The organism is Mesorhizobium sp. P2_D6 (genome assembly GCF_056404315.1).
Genome location: NZ_JBFUEG010000005.1, coordinates 104342 through 129578, shown reverse-complemented (window position 1 = coordinate 129578; position 25237 = coordinate 104342). Strand labels below are relative to the sequence as shown.

The following is a 25237-nucleotide window of genomic DNA, read 5'->3' as shown; positions in this document are numbered from 1 at the left end:
GCTTAAAGCCCGAGCGCACTGGCGATCTTCGGCGCGGCATCGCGCCAGTCCTCGACCGAGACGATGTCGTCCGGCACCGGCGGCAGGTAGGCGCGCAGCGAATTGTCGGCCATCAGATGGAACAGGTGCGCATCGGCCACGGAATTGCGCGCTGAGATGAGGTTGGCGGGCTGGTCGTCGACAAAGGCCACCGGCCGGCCTTTACTGCCGCGCAACTTGGCCACCGCCGGTCCCTTGGCCATCTCGGTGGTCAAAAGCGGATAGGGCAGCCCGAGGGCGTCGAGATGCGCGCGGCGCGCCGCGCGATGGCGGTGCGGCATGGCGGTCAAAAGGACGATTTCGGCGCGGTCGCCGAGACTGGCAAGCGCTTGTTCAGCGCCGTCGGTGACGCTTTGCCAGTCGGCCTGCGCGTCGAAGAAATCGCCAAGCAGTGCCGTCACCTCCGGCTGTTCGATCAGCCGGCCGCTCGCCGTTTCGGCGATGTTGCCGGTGAGGCGGAAGGAGGCCAGCGTGAGCCCAAAGCCGCGCGATTTCAGGAAATGCGGAAACGGCCGGATGAATTCGAGCACGACATCATCGACGTCGAGGATCAGCAGAGGCCGGTCGTCGGCTGCAAGTTCGGCGATCTGGCGTGCCGTCTCGGGATCGTCGCTCATATCGAATGCTCATGGTCATCGCCGCCAAGCGGCAGCGCGCGCAATGCCTTGCCGACGGCAGCCGGTGGGGTGCCGGTTTCCTCGGCAAAGCGCAGCAAGGTCGGCTCGTGGGCCAGGATGAACTGCAGGATGCCGGCAAGGAATCCCGGCTCGGCTGCGGCGCGCCGGATGGCGGACGCCTCGATGCCGGTGATGGCCAGGAAGCGCGGCAGGAGTTCGGGGTCCGCGGCGACGAAGCCCAGTGCCCTCACGGCAATGGTTTCCGCCTCCTCGCGCATTGACGCTGCGTTTGCCATCATTACCTTCTTGTTTGCGGAAATGAGTCTCTTTTCCGCAGTAATGGCAAGCGTCGCTTGCGGCAAGCCACCGCCCCAATCCAATGTGGTTTTCGAGGTGGAATCCGAAGGGCTTTTACAGCTGCGGGTTTCCGTTTCGTCAATCATATTGTCGTAGAGTGAGGGAGGGTTTGGTGTGCTCCGACAAGGGCGCATGACGGCGGGTTTCAGGCAGAAGCTCGGCCGGGACGGGAAATTGATGCCTAAGAAGGTGATGATCGTCGAGGACAATGAGCTCAATATGAAGCTCTTTCGGGACCTCATCGAAGCCAGCGGTTACGAGACGGTGCGCACGCGCAACGGCCTCGAGGCGCTCGATCTGGCGCGCCAGCACCGGCCGGACCTGATCCTGATGGATATCCAGCTGCCGGAAGTGTCAGGCCTGGAAGTGACGAAATGGCTGAAGGAGGATGACGACCTCCGTTCCATTCCGGTGATTGCCGTCACCGCCTTCGCCATGAAGGGCGACGAGGAACGTATTCGCCAAGGGGGCTGCGAGGCCTACATCTCCAAGCCGATCTCGGTGCCGCGTTTCATCGAAACCATCAAATCCTATCTGGGTGACGCCTGATGCCAGCACCCATTCCAGCCGGAGCCTTGTGAAATGACTGCGCGGATTCTCGTCGTCGACGACATCCCTGCCAATGTGCGGCTACTGGAGGTTCGGCTGCTGGCCGAATATTTCGAGGTGCTGACCGCCTCCAACGGGCTGGATGCGATCGAGACCTGCGAAAACGGCAAGGTCGATGTCGTGCTGCTGGACGTGATGATGCCCGACATTGACGGGTTCGAGGTCTGCAAGCGGCTGAAGAGCGATCCGGCGACGTCGCATATACCGGTGGTCATGATCACCGCGCTCGACCAGGTTTCGGACCGGGTGCGCGGCCTCGAGGCCGGCGCCGACGATTTCCTGACCAAGCCGGTCAACGATTTGCAGCTGATGACGCGGGTCAAGAGCCTGGTCAGGCTGAAGTCGCTGACCGACGAGTTGCGTCTGCGCGCCTCGACCACCCGCAACATCGGCATCGAGGCGCTGTTGAGCCGCAGCTTCACGTCCGAGGAGGCGACGCCGAAGGTGTTGTTGATCGACGAGCGCAAATCCTCCTTCGAACGCGTCCAGAAAATGCTGCGGGGCAGCGCCGAGCTCGACATTGCCACCGACCCGCATGCCGGTTTCTTCCAGGCTGCCGAGGCACCGTACGAATGCGTGCTGATCTCGACCGGTTTTGCCGATTTCGATCCGCTGCGGCTATGCTCGCAATTGCGTTCGCTCGATCGCACCCGCTTCCTGCCGATCATCCTGCTTGCCGAGGAAGGCGAGGAGGGCCGCATCATCCGCGGCCTCGAACTCGGCATCAATGACTATCTGATGCGGCCGATCGATCAGCAGGAGCTGATGGCGCGGCTGCGCACGCAGGTGCGCCGCAAGCGCTATAACGACCAGCTGCGCGCCAGCGTCACCCAGACCATCGAGATGGCGGTGACCGACGGGCTGACCGGGCTGCACAACCGGCGCTACCTCGACAGCCATCTGCAGACGCTGTTCGACCGCGCCGTGGCTCGGCGGCGGCCTCTGTCGGTGATGATCACCGATCTCGATCGCTTCAAGACCGTCAATGATGCGCATGGCCATGACGGCGGCGACGACGTGCTGCGTGAATTCGCCCGGCGGCTGCGCAAGAATGTCAGGGGCATCGACCTCGCCTGCCGATTCGGCGGTGAGGAATTCGTCGTGGTGATGCCGGACACGGACGGCGCAGTGGCGGAAAAGGTTGCGGAGCGCATTCGCGCCGAAATCGCCCAGTTGCCGTTTGCCATCGGTCAAGAAGGCAAGACCATCGAGGTCACGGTCAGCGTCGGCGTGTCGTCGGTGCTGAACGGCGCTGACACGGTCGCGGCGCTGATGAAGCGCGCCGATGTGGCGCTCTACGAGGCCAAAAGCGGCGGCCGCAACCGCGTTGTCGCCAAGGCGGCGTAGGCTGGACCGCCGATTATGCTGTCAACCGGACAGGGTTAGGAATTTACCTTAATCCAAGCGATTCGGGAGGCTTGGTTAAGAAACTATTGATTTTCCAGCGTTGTTGCGCAAATGTGCGGTGCAAGAACAAAGGCGATGCGAGCACGAGGGTAGACAGCCGCATCGATCCGAAGATACCCCATGATGCTCAGGTCCGCCGCATCTCCTGGGTCCGTGGGGTCGGCCGGCCGGCGCTGGCACATAGTGGCCTCCTCGTACCGCTGCCATACGCCGACCGGCCCCCTTTTTTTGCCAAAAATTACTTGAACCCTCCGCGTCAGGCTGCCGAGATTTCTGGCTTTTCTGAGCCTACAAAACAAAAACGCCGCCCCAAGGGACGGCGTTTTAAAGACGTGTGGAAAACCAGATTACTTGATCTTGGTTTCCTTGAACTCGACGTGCTTCTTGGCGACCGGATCGTACTTGCGGAAGGACAGCTTGTCCGTCTTGGTACGGCTGTTCTTGCTGGTCACGTAGAAGAAACCGGTGTCGGCGGTCGACAGAAGCTTGATCTTGATGTTTGCGGCTTTGGCCATTGTATCAGTCCGTTATGTTCGTGGGGTTTTGGCCGCTGGAGCGGGGGAAAACACCCGGACGCGGGAAACTTGGCGCGACACATAAAGAACGTGCCCGGAAAGTCAAGCCCGGCGCACCAGCTGTGACCCAGGCAAGCCGCCCTTTGGCTTGAAATCACGCGCGTTGCGGTATCGGCGCTGCCGCATTCTTCCAGTCGCCGGTGGTGTTCCACCAGCGATTCGGATTGGCGCGGTCGTCCAGGCCCTTGGAGCGGCTGGCGAGGATCGGCTGAATGCGGATCACCGGCTCCTGATAGGAATGCGCCTGGAAAATCGCCTCGACGACGCGGGCGGCGAGCATCTGGTCATCGGGCAGTTCGAACGAGACCTCGACCGTGCCGGGGCGGCGGCGCAATTCGGTTTCGGCGCCGGCGGCAGCACCTTCAAGTGGCCTGTAGCGTTCGATGCCGTGCGCTGTTTGATAGGCGTTACGATCGTATTTGCCCATGGCGAGCGGGGCGATCGCGACCACGGCGTCCATGATGCGGTCGACATCGGCTGCCGGGGCCTGGAAGCTGACAAGCAGCAGGAGCGTCATGCGTAACGATGTGGTTTCAAAGCCGCTGTCGATCATCGCAGTATCCTCAAACTCGGGTGTTTTGGGACACCCTTTTAGCTGAGGCCTCCTGACACGGTTCTGTCAGCAGCCATGTCTTTGCGTTGTGGGAAAGGGCTTGCCGCGGCCCGGCTACAACAGGAGCTTGCGGATCAGCCTGACGCTGACCAGGGCGATATAAGCGCCGAAGAACAGGCCGAGCGACCAGCCAAATCCGGACGGGCCGAACGCATCCATGCCGATGCCGATCGCCTGCGGGCCGAGCACCATGCCGACACCGTAGCAGAGCACGAAGGCGGCGTTGGCCGAGGCCAGTTCATGGCCGGAAAGCTGGGAGCCGAGATGGGCAAGGCCGATCGTGTACATGGCGGCCACCACACCGCCCCAGACGAACAGAAGCGCCGCCATCAGGTGCCAATTCTGAGCGAAGAACGGCATGAAGATGGTGCCGGCAAGCCCGACCGCGGCGCAAGCCAAAAGCAGATAGCGGCGGTCGCTGACGCGGTCGCTGATCATGCCGATCGGAATCTGCAGCAACACGTTGCCGAGACCGATCATGGTGAGGAGAAGGGCTGCATCCGCTTCGGAATAGCCGATGCGGTTGCCATAGACCGGGAACAGCGCAAAGCCGCCGGTCTCGACGGCGCCGAACACGAGCACGGCGGCAGTCGCCGTGGGTACCAGCCAGATGTAGCGCAGGAAGTGGCTGGTCTCGCCGTCGACCACAATTGTGGGGCTTTCGTTGCGCGCGGCCAGCACGGGTATCGCGGCCAGTGCCACCAGGACGATGATGACGCCGAACGGCCTGAAGCCGGTGCTGCCGATATGAGCGAAGATCCACGGCCCGGCGGCAAAGCCGAGCGACAGCACGGTGGCGTAGATGCCGAGCACCAGGCCACGCCGGCGCGGCGGCGCCGATGTGCTGATCCAGAATTCCGACAGGATGAACAGGACCGTGAGCGCGATGTGCAGGACGATGCGCAGCGGGAACCACATCCAGAAGTCCGGGGCGAAATGGAAACCGACAAAGGCGAGAGCGCCGGCGACGATCATGGCAACCATCGTCCAGGCGACGCCGAAGCGCATCGCCAGCGGCGTGGCGAGCGGGGCGCCGCCGATCGAGGCGAGGCCGGCGACCGCCGTGTTGAGGCCGATCATCGAAGCCGAATGGCCGCGCGTCTCCAGAATGACGCTGAGCAGCGGCATGCCGAGGCCGATGGCGATGCCGACGACGCTGATGGACGAGATCGCAGCCACCATCGGTAGCCAGTGTACGCGTTCGTCGCCCTCTTGCTGGGTATCGACCGTCATGGGATGCCTAATTACTCGATGCTAGAGAATTTCGGGGGCTAAAGAATTTCGCGAACGAAGCGGTTGCGGACAAGCCGGTAGAACGGCACGGAGCCACCGGGGCGCAGCAGCGGATCGTCGGCAAGCCGCTTTTCCAGCTCCTGCAGGATCGTTCGGGTGATGTCGGGGATATCGGCCTCTCTCGCCTTGGCAAGCGGCAACCAGACCAGTTCTTCCAGCTCATTGGTCGGACCGCCACCCGGCAGCTCGACGGCGACGTCGCTGCGCCAGGCGCTGAAGAACCTTGTGTCGAAACGACGCACGCGATTGGGTGGGGTGATGGCGCGGGCGACGAAGCGCAGCGGCGCCAACGAAGGCTGGACGCCGTGCTCGACAAAGCCCTGCCAGTCGCGCTTGTCCGTTGCGAAGGCGGCCTTGCAACCGATGAGCAGGCCGGCTTCCTCATAGGTCTCGCGGATGGCCGAGAGCGCGATGGCGCGGGCTCGCGATGGGCTGATGCGGCCTACGCCGGCGGTGAGCTTGGTTTCTTCCTCGGGATGAAGCACTGTGGCAACGGCAATGCGGCTGTCGGCCGGATCGGTGCGCCCGCCGGGAAAGACAAATTTGCCGGGCATGAAAGCGTGGCCGGCATGGCGCCGGCCCATCAGCACCAGCACCTCGTCGCCCTGGCGTTCCAGCAGGATCAGGGTCGCGGCGTCGCGGGGACGCATGGGCTGGCCGCTATGGGCGATCGTGCCCCGCTCCATCCTGTCGACTTCCGCCTTGGTCATACCTTCCATGCGCAGGACCTAGCGGAAACTTCTGGCAAACGAAAGTGGCCTTTCACGGTCGGCATGTTGCGCCAGGCGACATTGCCCGATGCGGGTCAGGTTCCGGGACGTGGCTCGGTCCCGTCCTTTTCGCCGCCGAAGCCGTGCATATAGAGCGCCCATTGCAGTCCGATGACGGCGCCCTTGACCGGTTGCAGCAGAGCGACCGACAGTGCGATGGTCAGCGGTACCCAGATGGCGATGTGCTGCCACATGGAGAGCGTCGAGGTCGCCTCGACAGCCATAAAGGCGCCGAGAACGATGTGGCCGACAATGACGATGACGAGATAGGCGGGCAGGTCGTCGGCGCGGTGGTGGTAAAGCTCCTCGCCGCAGACACTGCATTTGTCGACGCTCTTGGTGAAGCCGGCAAATAGTTTGCCCTCGCCGCAATGCGGGCAGCGGCCAAGCGCGCCGCGCTTCATCGCCGTCCATAGCGGGCGGGCGACCCGGCCCGAATGATGTTCACCGCCGAAAACCTGTTCCTGGATCCCCAGTTCGCTTGCCATCCCTAATTCTTTCGGCATTTACCGCCTCCTGCCGCGCGACCCCGGGCGCGATTGCGACGCGCGGGCGCGGCCTTTTGCCTTGTGAAACGACCTCTTGGAGCCGGGCAGGGGCTTCGGGTCGGTCAGCATTTCGAACCGCATCGCGCCAGCCATCGGCGCCACCTCGATCAGGCGAACCTCGACGCGGTCGGCAAGCTGATAACCCTTGCCGGTGCGTTCCCCGAACAGCGATCGCGCGGTTTCGTTATATATATAGTAATCGCCGTCCAGACTTGACACCGGGATGAAACCATCCGCGCCAAACTGCGGCAATAGGACAAATAGTCCTGCCTTGGTGACGCCGGAGATGCGCGCGTCGAAGCAGTCATCGATGCGCTCGGCGAGATAGGCAGCGATCAGCCGGTCGACCGTGTCGCGCTCCGCCGCCATGGCGCGACGCTCGGTACCGGAGATCAGCACCGCCACATCTTCCAGCCGCGCCTCCTCATCCTGCGTCAAGCCGCCCGGGCCAAGCCCGAGTGCGGCAATCAGTCCACGATGCACGATCAGATCGGCATAGCGGCGGATCGGCGAGGTGAAGTGCGCGTAGCGCTTCAGGTTGAGGCCGAAATGGCCGATGTTCTTGGGCGAGTATTCGGCCTGGCTCTGCGAGCGCAGCACCACTTCGTTGACCAGCCCTTCATTGTCGGCGCCACGCACGCGATCGAGGATGCCGTTGAACTGGGCGGGCCGCATCTGTGCGCCGCGCGCCAGCGACAGGCCGAGCGTCTGCAGGAACTCGCGCAGCGATTCCTGCTTGGCCAGTGACGGCGCGTCATGCACGCGGTAGGCCAGCGCCTGCTTCTTCGCCTCCAGCGTTTCAGCCGCGGCGACATTGGCCTGGATCATGAATTCTTCGATGAGCTTGTGCGCGTCCAGCCGTTCCGGGACGATGACGCGGTCGACCGTGCCGTCCGACTTGAGCAGTATCTTGCGCTCGGGCAAATCGAGTTCCAGCGGCTGGCGGCCATCGCGGCCGCGCTTGAGGATGGCGTAGGCGTCCCACAGCGGCTTCAGCACCGTGTCGAGGATCGGCCCGGTCTTGTCGTCCGGCACGCCGTCTATCGCGGCCTGAGCCTGCGGGTAGGCGAGCTTGGCCGCCGACTTCATCATGACGCGGTGGAAGGTGTGGCGGAGCTTGCGGCCGTCGGCCGCAAAAATCATGCGCACGGCGAGCGCCGGCCGGTCCTGGCCTTCGCGCAGCGAACAGAGGTCGTTGGAGATGCGCTCGGGCAGCATCGGCACGACACGATCGGGGAAATAGACCGAATTTCCACGCTTCAGCGCCTCGCGGTCGAGTGCGGTGCCATAGCGGACATAGGCCGCCACATCGGCGATCGCCACGGTGGCAATCACGCCGCCCGGGTTCTTCTCGTCGAGGTCCGGCGTGGCGAACACCGCATCGTCATGGTCCTTGGCGTCGGCTGGGTCGATGGTGACCAGCGGCAGGTCGCGCCAGTCCTCGCGGTGAGCAAGCGTCGCCGGCTTGACCGCTTCGGATTCGGCGATGACGTCGGCCGGGAAAATATGCGGAATGTCATGGGCATGGATGGCGATCATCGAGACCGCCTTTTCACTGGTCAGCGAACCCAACACCGCCAGCACTTTTGCGCGCGGCAGGCCGTAGCGGGACGCGCGCGCTGGTTCGACCTCGACCAGGTCGCCGTTCCTGGCGCCGTTCTGGAATTCCTTGTCGACGATCAGCTCGGGCTGGCGCCGTTCCACCGGCTCGATGCGGAAAGTGCCGTCCTTAAGGATGCGGAAGACGCCGAGCACGGCATCGGTCCGCTTCTCGAAAATCTTCATCACGCGGCCGGTATAGGCGGGGCCGGTCGGCTCATCGGTCGGGAAGGTTTTGGCCAGCACGCGGTCACCAATGCCTGGCGCCGGGCCGTTGCCGCCGCGCGAGACGCGGATCGAGACGACGGGCGGTTCGCCCGGGCCCACGGCCTCGGCGGGATGCGCCAGCAAGATGCCGTCGCCGTCGCGGCCAAAAATGTCAAGTATGGCGACATGCGGCAGGGCGCCGACACGGGCCAGCCGCTTGCGCTCCTTGGTCAGCACGCCTTCGTCCTGCAGGTCGCGCAGAATGTCCTTCAACCAGATGCGGTCGTCACCGCGCAGCGCGAACGCCTTGGCGATGTCGCGCTTTCCCGCGCGGTCGGGATTTTCGGCGATATAGCGCAGGATTTCGTCACGCGAGGGCCGGTAGTCATCCTTGACCTTGGCCCTGGTGTCGGCGGTGCGCGGATCGCCGTGGCTTCTACCGGTGATCCTGCGCGCCACGCTGCTATCCCTTTTTCTTCGCCGCCGGCTTCTTGGTCGCCGACTTCTTGGCTGTGGTTTTCTTGGCTGCAGGCGCCTTGGCCGCTGCCGCCTTGCGGAATGGCTTCTTGCCGCCACCGCCCTTGGCTTCCTTCTCGGCGATCAGCGCCAGCGCATCCTCGACGGTCACCGACTGCGGATCCTTGCCCTTGGGCAACGTCGCATTGACCTTGCCGTAATTGACATAAGGCCCGTATTTGCCGTCGCGCACGACGATCTTGCCGCCGCCATCGGGATGGTCGCCCAATTCCTTGAGTGCCGCGGCAGTGCCGCCATTGCGGCCGCCTTTGCCCTTCAGCTGCTTCTCGGCGATGACCGACACGGCGCGGTTGAGGCCGATCGAGAAGACGTCCTCGATGCTGTCTACATTGGCATAGGTGCCGTCATGCAGCACGAACGGACCGTAGCGGCCGAGCCCGGCCGAGATCATCTTGCCCGACTCCGGATGCTTGCCGACATCGCGCGGCAAAGAGAGCAAAGCGAGCGCCTTCTCATGGTCGATTGTATCGGGCGTCCAGCCCTTGGGCAGGCTGGAGCGCTTGGCTTCCTTGCCGTCACCGCGCTGGATGTAGGGGCCGAAGCGGCCTGAGCGCAGCGTGATTTCCTCTGATGTGTAGGGGTCCTTGCCCAGCACCTTGGTGCCGTCCTCGCCGCCGCCATTCTCGCCATTCGGGTTGGCGGCGTCGCCGAGCTGGCGGGTGAACGAACATTCCGGATAGTTCGAGCAGCCGACGAAGGCGCCGAACTTGCCGAGCTTCAGCGACAGATTGCCGGTGCCGCATTTCGGGCAGATGCGCGGATTGGAACCGTCTTCGCGGGTGGGAAACACCAGCGGCGCCAGTTCCTCGTTCAGCGCGTCGAGCACGTCGGTGACGCGCAGTTCCTTGATGTCGGCGACGGCGCCGGAAAAATCCTTCCAGAAGTCGCGCAGCACGTCCTTCCACGCGAGCTTGCCGTCGGAAATCTCGTCGAGCTTTTCCTCCAGCGAGGCCGTGAAGTCATATTCGACATAGCGCTCGAAGAAGCTTTCAAGGAACGCCGACAGCAGGCGGCCCTTGGCCTGCGGCACCAGCCGGCGCTTGTCGATGGTGACGTAGTCGCGGTCTTCCAGCGTCTTCAGGATCGCGGTGTAGGTCGAGGGGCGGCCGATGCCGAGCTCTTCCAGCTTCTTGATCAGCGACGCCTCGGAATAGCGCGGCGGCGGCTCGGTAGTGTGCTGGGTGGCGTTGATGGCCTGGCGAGCGAGCTGCTCGCCGGCGCGAATCTCGGGCAAGCGGCGGTTTTCCTCGTCCTCCGCGTCATCGTCCTTCTGGTCGGTGTAGGCGGCAATGAAGCCGTCGAAGCGGACGACCGAACCGACGGCGCGAAGCTCCGCCGTGCGGGCGCCGTTGACCGCCTCGATTTCGACCGTGGTGCGCTCGATCTCGGCCGACTGCATCTGGCTGGCGATGGCGCGCTTCCAGATCAGCTCGTAAAGCCGCAGCTGATCGGAATCGAGATACTGCCTGACCGAAGCCGGGGTGCGCATGAAATCGGTCGGACGGATCGCCTCGTGTGCTTCCTGGGCGTTCTTGGCCTTGGTCGTGTACTGACGCGGCTTTTCCGGCAGATATTTGGGGCCGAATTCCTTGGCGATGGCGTCACGGGCGGCGTCGATCGCCTCGGGCGCCATCTGCACGCCGTCGGTTCGCATATAGGTAATCAGGCCGGTGGTCTCGCCGCCGATCTCCATGCCTTCATAGAGGCGCTGCGCCACCTGCATGGTGCGCGTGGCCGAAAAGCCGAGGCCCGACGAGGCCGCCTGCTGCAGCGTCGAGGTGGTGAAGGGCGGGCCGGGATTGCGCCGGGTCGGCTTGGCTTCCACCGACAGCGCCTTGAAGGTTGCGCCCTCGAGCATGCCCTTGATGTCGTCGGCCTGCGCCTTGTTGGCGATATCGAGCTTCTGCAGCTTCTTGCGCTCGAAAGTGGTCAGCCGCGCCTCGAAAGTCTCGTTGCGCGGCGTGCCCAGCAGAGCGGCGATCTGCCAGTATTCCTCGCGAATGAAGCGCTCGATTTCGGATTCGCGGTCGCAGACCAGACGCAGCGCCACCGACTGGACACGGCCGGCCGAGCGAGCGCCCGGCAATTTGCGCCACAGCACCGGCGACAGCGTGAAGCCGACGAGATAGTCGAGCGCACGGCGGGCGAGATAGGCATCGACCAGCGGTCCATCGATCTGGCGCGGATTGGCCATCGCTTCCAGCACCGACGATTTGGTGATGGCGTTGAAGACGACGCGGCTGACCGGCTTGTCCTTCAGCGCGCGCTTCTGCTTCAGCACTTCCAGCACATGCCAGGAAATGGCTTCGCCCTCGCGATCCGGATCGGTGGCGAGGATCAGGCCATCGGCATCCTTGACCGCCTTGGCGATGTCGGCGAGGCGCTTGCCCGACGCGGTATCGACCGCCCAGGACATGGCGAAATCCTCGTCCGGACGCACCGAGCCATCCTTGGCCGGCAGATCGCGGACATGGCCGAACGAGGCCAGAACCTTATAGTTCTTGCCGAGGTATTTGTTGATTGTCTTTGCCTTGGCCGGCGATTCGACGACGACGACGTCCATGAGTTCTCATATCAGCTGTGGTGCGGCAGAAGGATTCCGCTGCGCGCGACGAAATCTCGTTCTATTTGTCGCTCACATGGCCGCGCTTTTGCATCCGGTCAAGGGGAGGCGGCCAAATTGCCGGCACGTCTGACGCAATACACTCTTAGAGTGTATGGAGAAAATCACAGAATTCGGGGACGTCCGGTTTGGGCGTCAAGTCTTGAACAAACGACTCAGAAGCTGCGGCCGGTCCGTCCTTCGAGCTGCCGAAAAACGAAACTGGCCACCGGGTCGCTTGGAGCCGGCAGCCAGTTGGGTCCCGCCGATCGGCGGGGATAGAGGTTCGAAGATCAGTCGGCCTTGACGATGTGCCAGACTTCGCCGACGCCGTCGCCGGTCGTGTCGCCGGCCTTCTTGTCCTTGATGAAGGTGTAGACCGGCTTGCCGTCATAGGCCCACATCTTGGTGCCGTCGGTGCGGTCGACGATGGTCCATTCGTCGTCCGCCTTGGCGCCGGCCTCGGCCTTCAGCGGCGGCCAGTTGGTGGCGCATTTATCGTAGCAATTGCTCTTGCCCTTCTCGTCCTTGTCGTAGGTATAGAGCGTCATGCCGTTGGCATCGGTGTAGATCTTGGTGCCGTTGACTTCGGCTTCCTTCCAGGCTTCGGCGGCGAAGGATGCAGCGGTGCTGAGCAAAAGCGCGGCCAGGCCAACAGTGATCGTTTTCATGGAAATCTCCCTGGGTATCCGAAGAAGCGCGCAGAAATCGCGGCTTCGCTCTGTGAACGCTTGGCGAGGGGCGTTTCTTCCCTGGCTTGGTCATCTGACGATGGGCCGGTAACAATTCCTCCGGCCGAGCCGTACCTGTAGCCAAATGCCACACGATGGTGATTGGCGAACATAGTTTTGCATCGCTATATCGGCGCCAGCGAATCTGGAGTTTCGGGATGGCATTGGACATCGGCTATGTCAGCGCGGTCGGAGCAGGGGCGATTTCGTTCCTGTCGCCTTGCGTGCTGCCGTTGGTGCCGCCCTACCTCTGCTACATGGCCGGCGTGTCGGTCGACGACTTTCGCGGGGACAATGTCGGTGTTACGGCCAAGGCCGGCGCACGCGGCGCGCTCATCTATTCCTCGATCGCCTTCGTTCTCGGCTTCTCCACGGTGTTCGTGGCACTCGGCGCCGGCGCCTCGACCATCGGCCATTGGCTGCGCGTCTGGCAGGAACCGCTGGCGATGGCCGCCGGCGTGCTCATCATCCTGATGGGGCTGAATTTCCTCGGCATATTGCGCATTCCGCTCCTGTCGCGCGAGGCGCGCTTCCAGTCGCAGGGCAAGCCGGCGAACGCTGTCGCGGCCTACGTCATGGGTTTGGCCTTCGCCTTCGGCTGGACACCCTGCATCGGCCCGGTGCTGGGGCCGATCCTGACGCTGGCCGGCGGCCGCGAGACGGTGGGCGAAGGCGCGCTGCTGCTCGCCGCCTATTCGCTCGGCCTTGGCATCCCGTTCCTGATCGCGGCGCTGTTTTCCGGCGCCTTCATGCGTTTCCTCGGCAAATTCCGCGTCCATCTCGGCCGTGTCGAAAAAGCCATCGGCGCGCTGCTGGTCGTCGCCGGCGTGTTCTTCCTCACCGGTGGGGTGCAGACGGTGTCGTACTGGCTGCTTGAAAATTTTCCGGTGCTGGGACGGCTGGGATAGGTCGCCTGCCGAACTGCACCGCAAACCCGCTGATTAAGAGTCAGCTGCTCTATGGTCTCACCGGAATTTAACCGCATTGGTGCAGCATGGCGCCAGATGCTACCACTCTGCGATTCCTGATCCCTTTCATACGGTTGTCCTTCCATGAGCCAGAGATCCTGCCTGTCCGTCATCCTCGCCGCCGGCGAAGGCACGCGCATGAAGAGCGCGCTGCCTAAGGTGTTGCACCAGATCGCCGGGCTTCCGATGGTCGCGCATGTGGTGAAGGCAGCGGAAGCCGCCGGCGCCGGCAGCCAGGCGCTGGTGATCGGCCATGGCGCCGATGAGATGCGCAAGGCGACGGCGAAATTCGCGCCCAAGGCCGAGACCTTCGTGCAGGAGAAGCGCTTGGGCACCGCGCATGCCGTGCTGGCCGCGCGCGATGCGATATCAAAGGGTTATGACGATATTCTCGTCATGTTTGGCGACACACCGCTGATCGACGCCGAGGCGCTCACCAATGCGCGGCAGAAGCTGGCCGACGGGGCTGCCGTCGTGGTCGTCGGCTTTCGTCCGCCCAATCCGACCGGCTATGGCCGGCTGATTGAAAAGGCTGGCAAGCTCACCGCCATCCGCGAGGAAAAGGATTGCAGCGCCGAGGAGAAAAAGATCGGCTTTTGCAATGCCGGCATGATGGCGGTGGCCGGCAAGCATGCGCTCGATCTGCTCGACCGGGTCGGAAACAAGAACGCCAAGGACGAGTATTATCTGACCGACATCGTCGAGATCGCCGGCGCGAAAGGCCTCGATGTCGTTGCCACCGAAGCCAGCTTCGAGAGCGCGCTCGGCATCAACAATCGGGCCGAGCTGGCGCAGGCAGAAGGCATCTGGCAAAAGCGTCGGCGGCACGAGGTTATGCTGTCCGGCGTTACGCTGATTGCGCCCGAAAGCGTGTATTTCTCGCATGACACGGAAATCGGCGCCGACACCATCGTCGAACCCAATGTCTGGTTCGGCCCGGGCGTGAAGATCGCTGGCGGCGCGAAAATCCACGCCTTCAGTCACATCGAGGGCGCAACCATTGCCTCCAACTGTGACGTCGGGCCGTTCGCGCGGTTGCGGCCGGGCGCCGATCTCCGCAACAAGGCCAAGGTCGGCAATTTCTGCGAGGTCAAGCAGGCGGTTATCGAGGAAGGCGCCAAGGTCAACCATCTGACCTATATCGGCGACGCACGAGTGGGTGCGGGCGCCAATATCGGCGCCGGCACCATCACCTGCAACTATGATGGCTACTCGAAATTCTTCACCGATATCGGCGAGGGCGCTTTCATCGGCTCAAACTCGTCGCTCGTGGCGCCGGTGACCATCGGCAAAGGCGGCTACATCGCCTCGGGCAGCGTGATCACCGAAAGCGTGCCCGACGATGCGCTGGCTTTTGGCCGCGCCCGCCAGAAGACGATCCCCGGCAAGGGCAAGGAATTGCGCGAGCGCTTTGCTTCGGCTGCGGCGAAAAAGAAAGCCGCTGCCGACCACTAGCGGTCAGTCGGTAGCAACCTTGCCGAAGCTGGCCGTCACCTCGATCCGGCCGACGATCGCCTTGTTGAAATCGGCGAGGTCTTCGGCCGGAATCCAGTATTCCAGATGCGCCCTGCTGCCGGCATGTTCGACTTTATAGCGGTCGAGGACGCTTTTCAGCATGTCGAAGCGGGTGACGAATCCCGAGCCGCTGGCCGGCACGTTCCAGTCGCGCGCGATCTGCGTCGCATAGGCCTCGGTCAAAACCGGATAGAAAATCGGCTGATCGGGCAGGCGCGGCGGGAATTCCTGCATCCCTGACGCCTTGATCAATTCCAGTTCCTTCGGTCCGACAGGACGCCAGAGTGTGACGGTGGCTTGGCTCATCATGGCCGGACCTTAGCCAGATATTGCGAAAACGAGAACCAGACGCCTGAAAAATCGAGCGATTGCAGTAACCGGATTGCAAGAGCGGTGTGTCATGGTGCATCAGGTTGAGAAACGTCCCTGATGACATGGGACGAAACGCAAAGTGACTTTCGCGGCGGGCCGGCAATCCCTAGATAACGCTGGTTTTCCATCGGGACTCGGGGGGCAGGCGCATGTGCGGTATCGTCGGAATTGTCGGCCAAAGCCAGGTCGCGCCGCTCATTGTCGACGCTTTGAAACGGCTGGAGTATCGCGGCTATGACTCGGCCGGTGTCGCCACCGTCGAGAAAGGCGCGCTCGGGCGCCGGCGCGCCGAAGGCAAGCTGATCAACCTCGAACGGCGGCTGAAGGACGAGCCGCTCACCGGCACGATCGGCATCGGCCACACGCGCTGGGCCACCCATGGCGTGCCCAACGAGACCAACGCGCATCCGCATTTTTCCGACGGCGTCGCCATCGTCCACAACGGCATCATCGAAAATTTCGCCGAGTTGCGCGACGAACTGATCCGCGATGGCTACGTCTTCTCGTCGCAGACCGACACCGAGGTCGTGGCGCATCTGGTGGCGCGGGAACTGGCCAAAGGGCTGAAGCCGGTCGAGGCCGCGCACCAGGCGCTGAAGCGGCTGGAAGGCGCCTTTGCGCTGGCCATCATGTTCACGGGCGATGAGGACCTGATCGTCGGCGCCCGCAATGGCCCGCCTCTGGCCGTCGGCCATGGCGACGGCGAGATGTTTTTGGGCTCCGACGCCATCGCGCTCGCACCGTTCACCAATTCGATCACCTATCTCGAAGACGGCGACTGGGCGGTGGTGCGCCGCGAGGGCGTCACCATCTTCGACATCGATGGCAAAAAGGTCGACCGCAAGCGCCAGCAGTCGCTGTCGACCAGTTTCATGGTCGACAAGGGCAACCGCCGCCATTTCATGGAGAAGGAAATCCATGAGCAGCCGGAAGTGATCTCGCACACGCTGGCGCATTATGTCGATTTCGTCTCCGGCGTGTCGAAGCCGCTGGAGCTGCCGTTCGACTTTGCCAAGATTGGCCGCCTGGCGATCTCGGCCTGCGGCACCGCCTATCTCGCCGGCCTGATCAGCAAATACTGGTTCGAGCGCTATGCGCGGCTGCCGGTCGACATCGATGTCGCCTCGGAATTCCGCTACCGCGAAATGCCGCTGTCGGCTGATGATGCCGCCTTCTTCATCTCGCAATCGGGGGAGACCGCCGACACGCTTGCCTCACTGCGCTACTGCCGCAAGGCCGGCATGAAGATCGGCGCCATCGTCAATGTGCGCGAATCGACCATGGCGCGCGAATCCGACGTGGTGCTGCCGACGCTCGCCGGTCCGGAGATCGGCGTCGCCTCGACCAAGGCTTTCACCTGCCAGCTGTCGGTGCTGGCGTCGCTGGCGGTGCGCGCAGGCGTGGCGCGCGGCACGATCTCGAAGGACGAGGAAAAGACGCTGGTGCGCGCGCTTTCGGAAGCGCCGCGCTACGCCAACCAGGTGCTGAAGCTCGAGGAGCAGATCGAGCGCATTGCGCGTGAAATCTCGCGCTACAAGGACGTGCTCTATCTCGGCCGCGACACCAATTTCCCGCTGGCCATGGAAGGCGCGCTGAAGCTCAAGGAAATCTCCTACATCCACGCCGAAGGCTACGCCGCCGGCGAGCTGAAGCACGGCCCGATCGCGCTGATCGACGAGAACATGCCGGTGATCGTCATCGCCCCGCATGACCGCATCTTCGAAAAGACCGTGTCGAACATGCAGGAAGTGGCGGCGCGCGGCGGCAAGATCATCCTGATCACCGACGCCAAGGGCGCGGCGCAGGTCAGCGTGAAGACGATGGAGACGATCATCCTGCCCGACGTGCCGGAAATCATCTCGCCCATCATCTATGCGCTGCCGATCCAGATGCTGGCGTACTACGCCGCAGTGTTCATGGGCACCGACGTCGACCAGCCGCGCAATCTGGCGAAATCGGTGACGGTAGAGTAGGTTCCCGGCACGAACTCGTATCAGTCATTGATACTTCATGTTGCAAGTCATCTTGTATCAGAGTATGATACAAGATGAGGGGTGCAACTTTGATCGTTTCGTTCAAAGGCAGGGCGGTCGAAGCGGTTGCAGCGGGTAAGGCACCGAAAGGCTTTCCGTCAGATTTGGTCGCTCGCGCTGAGCGTCGTCTTCGAGCAATCGACAATGCCGTCCAGCTGAACGACCTTCGATCGCCGCCCGGAAACCACCTCGAAGCTCTGAAAGGAGGTCGTGCCGGACAGCATTCGATACGCATCAACGACCAATGGCGCATCTGTTTCAGGTGGACCCCTGCAGGTGCCGAAGACGTGGAGATCGTTGACTACCATTGAGCGGGCACTCGCCCTAACCGTTTGAGGATATTGATGCCCAAGTTCGCACGCCCCATTCACCCCGGAGAATTCCTGCGGGAAGAGTATCTTGTTCCACTCGGCATGAGTGCCGGTGCGCTCGCGAAGAAGCTCAACCTCCCGCGCACCCGTATCGAGCGCATTGCCAAGGAGGAGATCGGTCTGACCCCCGACACAGCCTTGCGCCTCGCCCGTTTTTTCAACACGACGCCTCAGTTCTGGATGAATTTTCAACAGGCCTATGAACTGGAAACCGAGGCCGAGAAACTGGCGCCGGAACTTGAGAAGATCGAACCGCTCGAAGCGGCGGCTTAATCGGTTCTTTATAAACTTCGCAGTTCCAAAGCGCCTTCCGGTTCATTAATGTTGCGCTGCAACCCGCGCCCCCGGTGAACCATGTCCGATGCTCCCAGAACTTCAGGCATGACCCGGCTGAGGAACTATTTCCTCACAGGCTTCATCGTCTGCGCGCCGCTGGCGATCACCGCCTATATCGCCTGGTCGTTCATCGGCTGGGTCGATTCGTGGGTAAAACCCTACATTCCCGCGCGCTACAGCCCCGATACTTATCTGCCGTTTCCGGTTCCGGGTTTCGGCCTGATCGTGGCGCTGATCCTGATCACGCTGATCGGCTTCATGACCGCCAACATCGTCGGCCGAGCCATCGTCAATTTCGGTGAGCGACTGCTGGGCCGCATGCCGCTGGTGCGCGGCATCTATGGTTCGCTGAAGCAGATTTTCCAGACGGTGCTGTCGAACAAGGGCGACATGTTCCGCCAGGTCGGGCTGGTCGAATATCCGCGCAAGGGCGTCTGGTCGCTTGTCTTCGTCGCCAGCGAGAAGGAGACCGAGATCAACCGGAAGCTCGACCGGGAGGGCGACCCGATGATCGCCGTGTTCATGCCGTGCACGCCGAACCCGACCACCGGCTTCCTGATGTATGTGCTGAAATCCGACATTGTGCTGCTCGACATGACGATCGAGGACGGCGCCAGGCTGATCGTTTCGGCCGGGCTGGTGGCGCCCGAGGTCAAGCCGAAAATGATGACGGTGAACGGTGAGCCGATCGACGGAGATCTCGCCAATCCGCCGCTTGGCGCCCTGGCTCAGCCGGCGCGCAAAAGCCGAACAGCCTCGTCGCGGCCGAACAAATAGAGCAACAGGCGCAGCGCGTCGCCACGCTCCGATTGCAGTTCCGGGTCGCGCGACAGGACCAGCCTTGCATCGTCGCGGGCGGCTTCGAGCAGGTCCGCATGCGCCTCGATGCGCGCCACCTGGAAGCCCGGCGTGCCGGATTGGCGGGTGCCCAACAACTCGCCTTCGCCGCGCAGCTTCAGATCCTCCTCGGCGATCAGGAAACCGTCTTCGGTCTCGCGCATCACCGACAGCCGGCGTTTGGCCGTCTCGCCGAGCGGGTCCTTGTAGAGCAATACGCAAGAGGAGGGCTTGTCGCCGCGCCCGACGCGGCCGCGCAACTGGTGCAGTTGCGCCAGACCAAAACGCTCGGCATGCTCGATGACCATGATCGTGGCATCCGGCACGTCGACGCCGACTTCGATTACCGTGGTGGCGATCAGGATGCGGGTCTCGCCGACCTTGAAGGCGCGCATCGCCTCGTCCTTTTCGGCGCCCTTCATGCGGCCATGGACGAGGCCGATGCGGTCACCGAACAAAGGTTGCAGCGAGGCAAAACGGTCCTCGGCCGACATCAGCTTGATCTCTTCGGATTCCTCGACCAGCGGGCAGATCCAGTAGATTTTCTGGCCATCGGCCACGGCGTCGAGCATGCGTCCGACCAGTTCGTCGAGCCGCTCCAGCGGCAATGTGACGGTGCGGATCGGCTGGCGGCCGACCGGTTTTTCCGTCAGCTTGGAGACGTCCATGTCGCCGAAAGCGGTCAGCACCAGAGTGCGCGGGATCGGAGTCGCCGTCATCACCAGCATGTCGGGCGCGTCGCCCTTGGCGGTGATGGCAAGCCGCTGGTGGACGCCGAAGCGGTGTTGCTCGTCGACGACGGCAAAGACGAGGTCGTGATAGGTCACCGTTTCCTGAAACAGCGCATGGGTGCCGACGACGATGTCGATGTCGCCGCTGGCAAGACCTGCCAGCGTTTCGGTGCGCTCGCGGCCCTTCTCCCGGCCGGTCAGGATGGCGACACGCAGGCCGGCCTGTTCGGCCAGCGGCGTGATCGTTGCCAGATGCTGGCGCGCCAGGATTTCGGTCGGCGCCATCAGCGCTGCCTGTCCGCCGGCCTCGACGGCGCGCGCCATGGCAAGCAGCGCCACCACCGTCTTGCCGGAGCCGACATCGCCCTGTAGCAGGCGCAGCATGCGTTCGGGATCGGCGAGATCGGCGTTGATTTCGGCGAGTGCGAATTCCTGGCTGCCGGTCAATGAATAGGGCAGGGCCGCGCGCAGTTTCTCGACAATGCGGCCGTCGCCGATCAGCGGCCGGCCCGACAGGCGGCGCACTTTTGCCCGCACCAGCGCCAGTGAGACCTGGCCGGCCAGCAATTCGTCATAGGCAAGGCGGCGCCACGCCGATCCCTCGATGGCAACATCGATCGGGTCCGAGGGATGATGGATGCGGGCGAGTGCGTCGCCAAAGGCCGGAAAAGTCTGCTTGCGCATGAAGGCACCGTCCTGCCATTCCGGCAACTCCGGCAGCCGGCCGAGAGCCTGGCCGATGGCGCGGCGCAGCACCTTGCCCGAAAGGCCGGCGGTGAGCGGATAGACCGGCTCGACCAGGGGCAGGGTTTCCGCTTCGCTGACCAGGGCGATATGGTCGGGATGGACCATGGTCGGGCGGCCGTTGAACCACTCCATGCGGCCGGAGACGACGACATGCTCGCCCACCGGCATCGCCTTTTCGAGATAGGCGGCATGGGCGTGGAAGAAAGTCAGCCCGATCTCGCCGGTGTCGTCGTGGGCGTAGACGCGGTAGGGCACCGACCGGTTGCCGCGCGGCGGCGGCTGGTGACGGTCGATGCGCACGTCGAGCGTGACGATGGCGCCTGCCGGCGCGAGCGCGATGCCCGGCCGGTTGCGGCGGTCGATGACGGTGTGCGGCAGCACGAACAACAGGTCGCCGGCGCGTGCCGGCCGCTCGCCAAGATCGGCCGTCACGACCTTCTCGATCAGCGCGCCGACCTTCGGCCCGACGCCGGCAAGCGAAGTGATCGGGACAAATAAGGGGTCGAGGAGAGAAGGGCGCATTCCTTTACCCTCCCCCTTGTGGGGGTCCGTAGGACGGGCGAGACGCGTGGCTCGCCCCGGCAAGTCGATCCGCGAAGCGGAGCGGGGTGGGGGTCGGTGCGCATCTGTCTTCAGAAGGAAGTGGCGCATCAGCGCCGCGCCCCCACCCCGTCTCCCCCGCTTCGCTTTGCGAAGCGTGCTCGCCGACCCTCCCCACAAGGGGGAGGGTAAAATGCGGGCGATGTCCGGCGCCGTTGTTGTCAGGAGTGTTCTTCACACCCGGGATGTTTAGACGCCCACCCGGCTGTTGCAAGGCTGACACCGCCCTCTATCCACGCTATATGCGCCGCACCAAGCGAGGATGCGGCACGATGACCGGGACGAAACGATCAAGCGAGGGGCTGGATATCAGGCGCCGCAAGCTGTTGTTCCGCTCCTGGCATCGCGGCATACGCGAGATGGACCTTATCCTCGGCACCTTTGCCGACAACGAGATCGGCGCCTTGACCGGCGACGAAATCGACCAATATGAAAGGCTCCTCGACATTCCCGACACTGAATTCCTGCCCATGGTGACCGGCGAACGCCCGGTTCCCGGGGATATCGACTGTGCCGTCCTGCAAAAGATCCTGGCATCGCGCCGGACCATGACATTCTGAACACAAGCAATTCCAGGAAAGTGCCAAGCGGTTTTCCGTCCGGAATTGCGACAACCAAGACCGTGCAATCATGAGCCTCATTCCCAAAATCGGTCTGCCGAAAGGCCGCGCCGGCCAGTTCATCGTCGATGGCGTCGCCGACGGCTACGAAGCCTTTGCGCTGGTGCAGGCGATCCACGAGATCGCGCCCGACAAGCCCGTGCTGTTCGTGGCGCGCGACGGCCAGCGCCTGCCGTCGATCACGGAAGCACTGACTTTCGCTTCGCCCGGCCTGCCGGTGCTGGAATTGCCGGCCTGGGACTGTCTGCCTTACGACCGCGTCTCGCCCGGTTCGGACGCCGCCGCCAAGCGGCTCGATGCGCTGACGGCGATGATCGCGCTGGCGAAAAAGCCGCATCGCGCGGTCATCCTGACCACCGCCAATGCGCTGCTGCAGCGCATTCCGCCGGCCGACCTTGTCGAGGCACAGACTTTCCACGCCAGGCCCGGCAACCAGATCGACATGAACGCGCTGGTGTCGCGGCTGGAGATTTCCGGCTTCGAGCGGGTGCCGACGGTGCGCGGCGTCGGCGAGTTCGCGGTGCGCGGCGGCATCCTCGACCTCTACGCGCCCGGCTGGATGGAGGCGCTGCGCCTCGACTTCTTCGGCGACACGCTGGAATCGATCCGCGTCTTCGACGCCGCCACCCAGCGCACCACCGGCCAGCGCAAGTCGATGGCGCTGCAAGCGATGAGCGAAGTGGCGCTGACGCCGGAAACCATCAGCCGCTTCCGTCGCTCCTATATCGAAGCCTTTGGCGCGCCGCAGCGCGACGACGGGCTCTATGCAGCCGTCAGCGAGGGCCGGCGCTTTGCCGGCATGGAGCATTGGCTGCCGCTCTTCTATGAGCGGCTGGAGACCGTGTTCGACTATCTGCCGAATGCACCCGTCATCTTCGACCATCTGGCGCATGAGGCGCTGGCCGAGCGCCATACGCTGATCCTGGATCACTACGAAGCGCGCCGCAAACAAGCGGATGCCGCCTTGAAGGATGCCGTGCCCTACAAGCCGGTGGCGCCGGACTTGCTCTATCTCTCGCCGGAAAACCTCGTCGCGTCGCTTGGACCGCGCGAAGCCATCGACTTCACTGCCTTTGATGCGCCTGACGTCGGCGCCAAAAAGGTCTTCCATGGCGGTTCGCGCCATGGCCGCAGTTTTGCCGAGGAGCGCGCCGACCCCAACGCCAATGTCTTCGACGTTGTCGTGAAGCACATTGCAGACGAGCGCGCGGCGCGCCGCCGCGTCATTGTCGCCGGCTGGACCGAAGGTTCGCTTGACCGTCTGGGCCAGATCCTGGCCGAGCATCATCTCGGCAATCTGGTGCCGGTGGCGACGCTGGCCGAGGCGGAAAAACTCGAGCCGGGGCAGGCGGCACTCGCCGTGCTGCCGCTGGAATCCGGCTTTGAGACCGAACAGCTGGTCGTCGTCGCCGAACAGGACATTCTGGGCGACCGGCTGATCCGGCGCTCGAAGCGCAAGAAGCGCGCGTCCGACTTCATTGCCGAGGCGTCGTCGCTGTCGGCCGGCGATATCGTCGTTCACACCGACCACGGCATCGGCCGCTTCATCGGCCTGCGCACCATCGAGGCGGTCGGCGCGCCGCATGACTGCCTGGAGATCCACTATGCCGGCGACGACCGGCTGTTCCTGCCGGTGGAAAACATCGAGCTTCTCTCGCGCTACGGCTCGGATTCGGCGGAAGCCTCACTGGACAAGCTCGGCGGCGGCGCCTGGCAGTCGCGCAAGGCGCGGCTGAAGAAGCGCCTGCTCGACATGGCGGGGCAACTGATCCGCATCGCCGCCGAACGGCAGATGCGCTCCGCCCCCACCATGGTGCCGGCGGAAGGGCTTTATGGCGAGTTCTCGGCGCGCTTCCCCTATGAGGAGACCGACGACCAGCAGGGCGCGATCGATTCCGTCATGGACGATCTCGGCGCCGGCAAGCCGATGGATCGGCTGATCTGCGGCGATGTCGGCTTCGGCAAGACCGAAGTGGCGCTGCGCGCCGCCTTCATCGCGGCGATGGAAGGGTTTCAGGTGGCGGTCGTCGTGCCGACGACGCTGTTGTCGCGTCAGCATTTCAAGACGTTTTCGCAGCGCTTCTCCGGCCTGCCGATCCGCGTCGCCCAAGCCTCGCGGCTGGTCGGCGCCAAGGAACTGGCGGAAACCAAGAAAGGCATCGCCGAGGGCCAGGTCGACATCGTCATCGGCACCCATGCGCTGCTGGGCTCGGCGATCTCGTTCAAGAATCTCGGCCTCTTGATCATCGACGAGGAGCAGCACTTTGGCGTCAAGCACAAGGAACGGCTGAAGGATCTCAAAACCGATGTCCATGTGCTGACGCTGTCGGCGACGCCGATCCCACGCACCTTGCAGCTCGCCTTGACCGGCGTGCGCGAACTGTCGCTGATCGCCACGCCGCCCGTCGATCGCATGGCGGTGCGCACCTTCATCTCGCCCTTCGATCCGTTGGTGATCCGCGAAACGCTGCTGCGCGAGCGCTATCGCGGCGGCCATTCCTTCTATGTCGTGCCGCGCATCAGCGATCTCGCTGAAATCCATGATTTCCTGCGGGAATCTGTTCCCGAGTTGAAAGTTGCGGTGGCCCATGGCCAGATGCCGCCGGGCGAACTCGACGACATCATGAACGCCTTCTATGACGGCCAGTACGATGTGCTGCTATCGACCACCATCGTCGAATCCGGGCTCGACATCCCGACCGCCAACACGCTGATCATCCATCGCGCCGACATGTTCGGCCTGTCGCAGCTCTATCAGCTGCGCGGCCGTGTGGGCCGCTCCAAAGTGCGCGCCTACGCGCTGTTCACGCTCCCGGCCAACCGCAAGCTCACCGATACGGCCGAGCGCCGGCTGAAGGTGCTGCAGTCGCTGGACACGCTCGGCGCCGGCTTCCAGCTCGCCAGCCACGACCTCGACATCCGCGGCGCCGGCAATCTTCTGGGCGAAGAACAGTCCGGCCACATCAAGGAGGTCGGCTTCGAGCTCTACCAGCAGATGCTGGAGGAGGCTGTCGCCGAGGTAAAGGATTCCGGCGAGGTCCAGGATGGCGGCTGGTCGCCGCAGATCGCCGTCGGCACGGCTGTCATGATCCCGGAAAGCTATGTGCCGGACCTGCAGCTCAGGCTGGCGCTCTATCGCCGCCTTGGCGATCTCGAAAATACCGACGAAATCGACGCTTTCGGCGCCGAGCTGATCGATCGTTTCGGGCCGCTGCCCGAGGAAGTAAAGCATCTGCTCAAGATCGTCTTCATCAAGGCGCTCTGCCGCAAGGCCAATGTCGAAAAGCTGGATGCCGGGCCAAAGGGCGTCGTCATCCATTTCCGCAAGCGCGAATTCTCCAACCCGGTCGGGCTGGTCAAATACATCGGCGAGCAGGGCTCGCTGGCCAAGATCAGGGCCGATCACAGCGTGGTCTTCATCCGCGATTGGCCGACAGCGGAGAAGCGTCTGGCGGGCTCGGCGGTCGTCATGGCGCAGCTGGCGCGATTGGTCGAGAAGGCCGCCTAGGGCGGGATTTCGGCTAGCAAAGGTCTCTCCGGAGGTCTGCGACGATTGGAGCCATTGAGGTATTTGGGCCCAAGGCGTCAGATGGATTCTGCAAC

At 63.6% G+C, this 25237-nt stretch carries 22 protein-coding genes; 10 read left to right on the top strand and 12 right to left on the bottom strand.

What is annotated here, in order from left to right; genetic code table 11:
* Positions 1-2: 2 nt before the first annotated feature.
* Both AC1D1L_RS12655 and AC1D1L_RS12650 read right to left on the bottom strand, forming a co-directional pair.
* Positions 3-656, bottom strand: coding sequence for a hypothetical protein (locus AC1D1L_RS12655; protein ID WP_112564587.1), 654 nt, complete (start codon positions 654-656; stop codon positions 3-5).
* Positions 653-952, bottom strand: coding sequence for a DUF3572 domain-containing protein (locus AC1D1L_RS12650; protein ID WP_477341683.1), 300 nt, complete (start codon positions 950-952; stop codon positions 653-655). The genes AC1D1L_RS12655 and AC1D1L_RS12650 overlap by 4 nt, the downstream gene beginning before the upstream one ends.
* Positions 953-1190: 238 nt before the next feature.
* Here AC1D1L_RS12650 and AC1D1L_RS12645 point away from each other — a divergent pair, with 238 nt between their 5' ends.
* Together AC1D1L_RS12645 and AC1D1L_RS12640 are read left to right on the top strand one after the other, a co-directional pair.
* Complete coding sequence (locus tag AC1D1L_RS12645) at positions 1191-1562, top strand: response regulator (protein ID WP_142864985.1); 372 nt, start codon at positions 1191-1193, stop codon at positions 1560-1562.
* Between the two features lie 33 nt (positions 1563-1595).
* Positions 1596-2969: a PleD family two-component system response regulator gene (locus AC1D1L_RS12640; RefSeq protein WP_477341681.1), complete on the top strand. Its 1374-nt coding sequence runs from the start codon at positions 1596-1598 to the stop codon at positions 2967-2969.
* A 407-nt stretch (positions 2970-3376) separates the two neighbouring features.
* Here the strand turns inward: AC1D1L_RS12640 and rpmG are convergent, their stop codons facing one another.
* The 8 genes from rpmG to AC1D1L_RS12600 all read right to left on the bottom strand — a co-directional run bounded on the left by rpmG (position 3377) and on the right by AC1D1L_RS12600 (position 12444).
* Positions 3377-3544 (bottom strand): 50S ribosomal protein L33, encoded by a 168-nt coding sequence (gene rpmG, locus AC1D1L_RS12635; protein ID WP_006201775.1) that lies wholly within the window; start codon positions 3542-3544, stop codon positions 3377-3379.
* A gap of 154 nt (positions 3545-3698) precedes the next feature.
* Complete coding sequence (locus AC1D1L_RS12630; protein WP_477341679.1) at positions 3699-4157, bottom strand: YqfO family protein; 459 nt, start codon at positions 4155-4157, stop codon at positions 3699-3701.
* Between the two features lie 114 nt (positions 4158-4271).
* Positions 4272-5450, bottom strand: a complete 1179-nt coding sequence (locus AC1D1L_RS12625; RefSeq protein WP_477341677.1) for an MFS transporter — start codon at positions 5448-5450, stop codon at positions 4272-4274.
* 38 nt (positions 5451-5488) lie between these two features.
* Positions 5489-6229, bottom strand: a complete 741-nt coding sequence (locus AC1D1L_RS12620) for an NUDIX hydrolase (RefSeq protein ID WP_477341675.1) — start codon at positions 6227-6229, stop codon at positions 5489-5491.
* 86 nt (positions 6230-6315) lie between these two features.
* Positions 6316-6768, bottom strand: a complete 453-nt coding sequence (locus AC1D1L_RS12615; protein WP_477342169.1) for a DUF983 domain-containing protein — start codon at positions 6766-6768, stop codon at positions 6316-6318.
* An 18-nt stretch (positions 6769-6786) separates the two neighbouring features.
* The gene (gene rnr, locus AC1D1L_RS12610; protein WP_477341673.1) at positions 6787-9093 is read right to left on the bottom strand and encodes a ribonuclease R; all 2307 of its coding nucleotides are present in this window, start codon (positions 9091-9093) and stop codon (positions 6787-6789) included.
* A gap of 4 nt (positions 9094-9097) precedes the next feature.
* Positions 9098-11734, bottom strand: coding sequence for a type I DNA topoisomerase (gene topA / locus AC1D1L_RS12605; protein ID WP_477341671.1), 2637 nt, complete (start codon positions 11732-11734; stop codon positions 9098-9100).
* Positions 11735-12066: 332 nt separating this feature from the next.
* Positions 12067-12444 carry a COG4315 family predicted lipoprotein gene (locus AC1D1L_RS12600; RefSeq protein ID WP_203279417.1) on the bottom strand — a complete coding sequence of 126 codons (378 nt, stop codon included), beginning with the start codon at positions 12442-12444 and terminating at the stop codon, positions 12067-12069.
* Between the two features lie 218 nt (positions 12445-12662).
* Here AC1D1L_RS12600 and AC1D1L_RS12595 point away from each other — a divergent pair, with 218 nt between their 5' ends.
* Positions 12663-13412: a cytochrome c biogenesis CcdA family protein gene (locus tag AC1D1L_RS12595; RefSeq protein WP_477341669.1), complete on the top strand. Its 750-nt coding sequence runs from the start codon at positions 12663-12665 to the stop codon at positions 13410-13412.
* A 144-nt stretch (positions 13413-13556) separates the two neighbouring features.
* On the top strand, positions 13557-14927 hold the full coding sequence (gene glmU, locus AC1D1L_RS12590) for a bifunctional UDP-N-acetylglucosamine diphosphorylase/glucosamine-1-phosphate N-acetyltransferase GlmU (protein ID WP_477341667.1): 1371 nt from the start codon (positions 13557-13559) through the stop codon (positions 14925-14927).
* A 3-nt stretch (positions 14928-14930) separates the two neighbouring features.
* Here glmU and AC1D1L_RS12585 read toward each other — a convergent pair whose 3' ends face one another.
* Positions 14931-15293, bottom strand: a complete 363-nt coding sequence (locus tag AC1D1L_RS12585; RefSeq protein WP_477341665.1) for an ADP-ribosylation/crystallin J1 — start codon at positions 15291-15293, stop codon at positions 14931-14933.
* Between the two features lie 215 nt (positions 15294-15508).
* Here AC1D1L_RS12585 and glmS point away from each other — a divergent pair, with 215 nt between their 5' ends.
* The 4 genes from glmS to AC1D1L_RS12565 all read left to right on the top strand — a co-directional run bounded on the left by glmS (position 15509) and on the right by AC1D1L_RS12565 (position 18876).
* The gene (gene glmS / locus AC1D1L_RS12580; protein ID WP_477341663.1) at positions 15509-17332 is read left to right on the top strand and encodes a glutamine--fructose-6-phosphate transaminase (isomerizing); all 1824 of its coding nucleotides are present in this window, start codon (positions 15509-15511) and stop codon (positions 17330-17332) included.
* An 89-nt stretch (positions 17333-17421) separates the two neighbouring features.
* On the top strand, positions 17422-17703 hold the full coding sequence (locus AC1D1L_RS12575) for a type II toxin-antitoxin system RelE/ParE family toxin (protein ID WP_477341661.1): 282 nt from the start codon (positions 17422-17424) through the stop codon (positions 17701-17703).
* Between the two features lie 33 nt (positions 17704-17736).
* Positions 17737-18036 carry a HigA family addiction module antitoxin gene (locus tag AC1D1L_RS12570; RefSeq protein WP_142865495.1) on the top strand — a complete coding sequence of 100 codons (300 nt, stop codon included), beginning with the start codon at positions 17737-17739 and terminating at the stop codon, positions 18034-18036.
* An 81-nt stretch (positions 18037-18117) separates the two neighbouring features.
* On the top strand, positions 18118-18876 hold the full coding sequence (locus tag AC1D1L_RS12565) for a DUF502 domain-containing protein (RefSeq protein ID WP_477341658.1): 759 nt from the start codon (positions 18118-18120) through the stop codon (positions 18874-18876).
* On the opposite strand, the gene recG is transcribed toward AC1D1L_RS12565, so the two are convergent.
* A complete protein-coding gene (gene recG, locus AC1D1L_RS12560; protein WP_477341657.1) occupies positions 18828-20936 on the bottom strand; it encodes an ATP-dependent DNA helicase RecG in 2109 nt (702 codons plus the stop codon). The two genes, AC1D1L_RS12565 and recG, sit on opposite strands and share 49 nt — an antisense overlap.
* A 350-nt stretch (positions 20937-21286) precedes the next feature.
* Between recG and AC1D1L_RS12555 the strand changes: the two genes are divergently transcribed.
* Both AC1D1L_RS12555 and mfd read left to right on the top strand, forming a co-directional pair.
* Complete coding sequence (locus tag AC1D1L_RS12555) at positions 21287-21574, top strand: FAD assembly factor SdhE (protein WP_477341655.1); 288 nt, start codon at positions 21287-21289, stop codon at positions 21572-21574.
* 70 nt (positions 21575-21644) lie between these two features.
* Entirely contained in the window at positions 21645-25142 is a 3498-nt protein-coding gene (mfd, locus tag AC1D1L_RS12550) for a transcription-repair coupling factor (protein WP_477341653.1), read from the top strand.
* Positions 25143-25237: the final 95 nt, after the last annotated feature.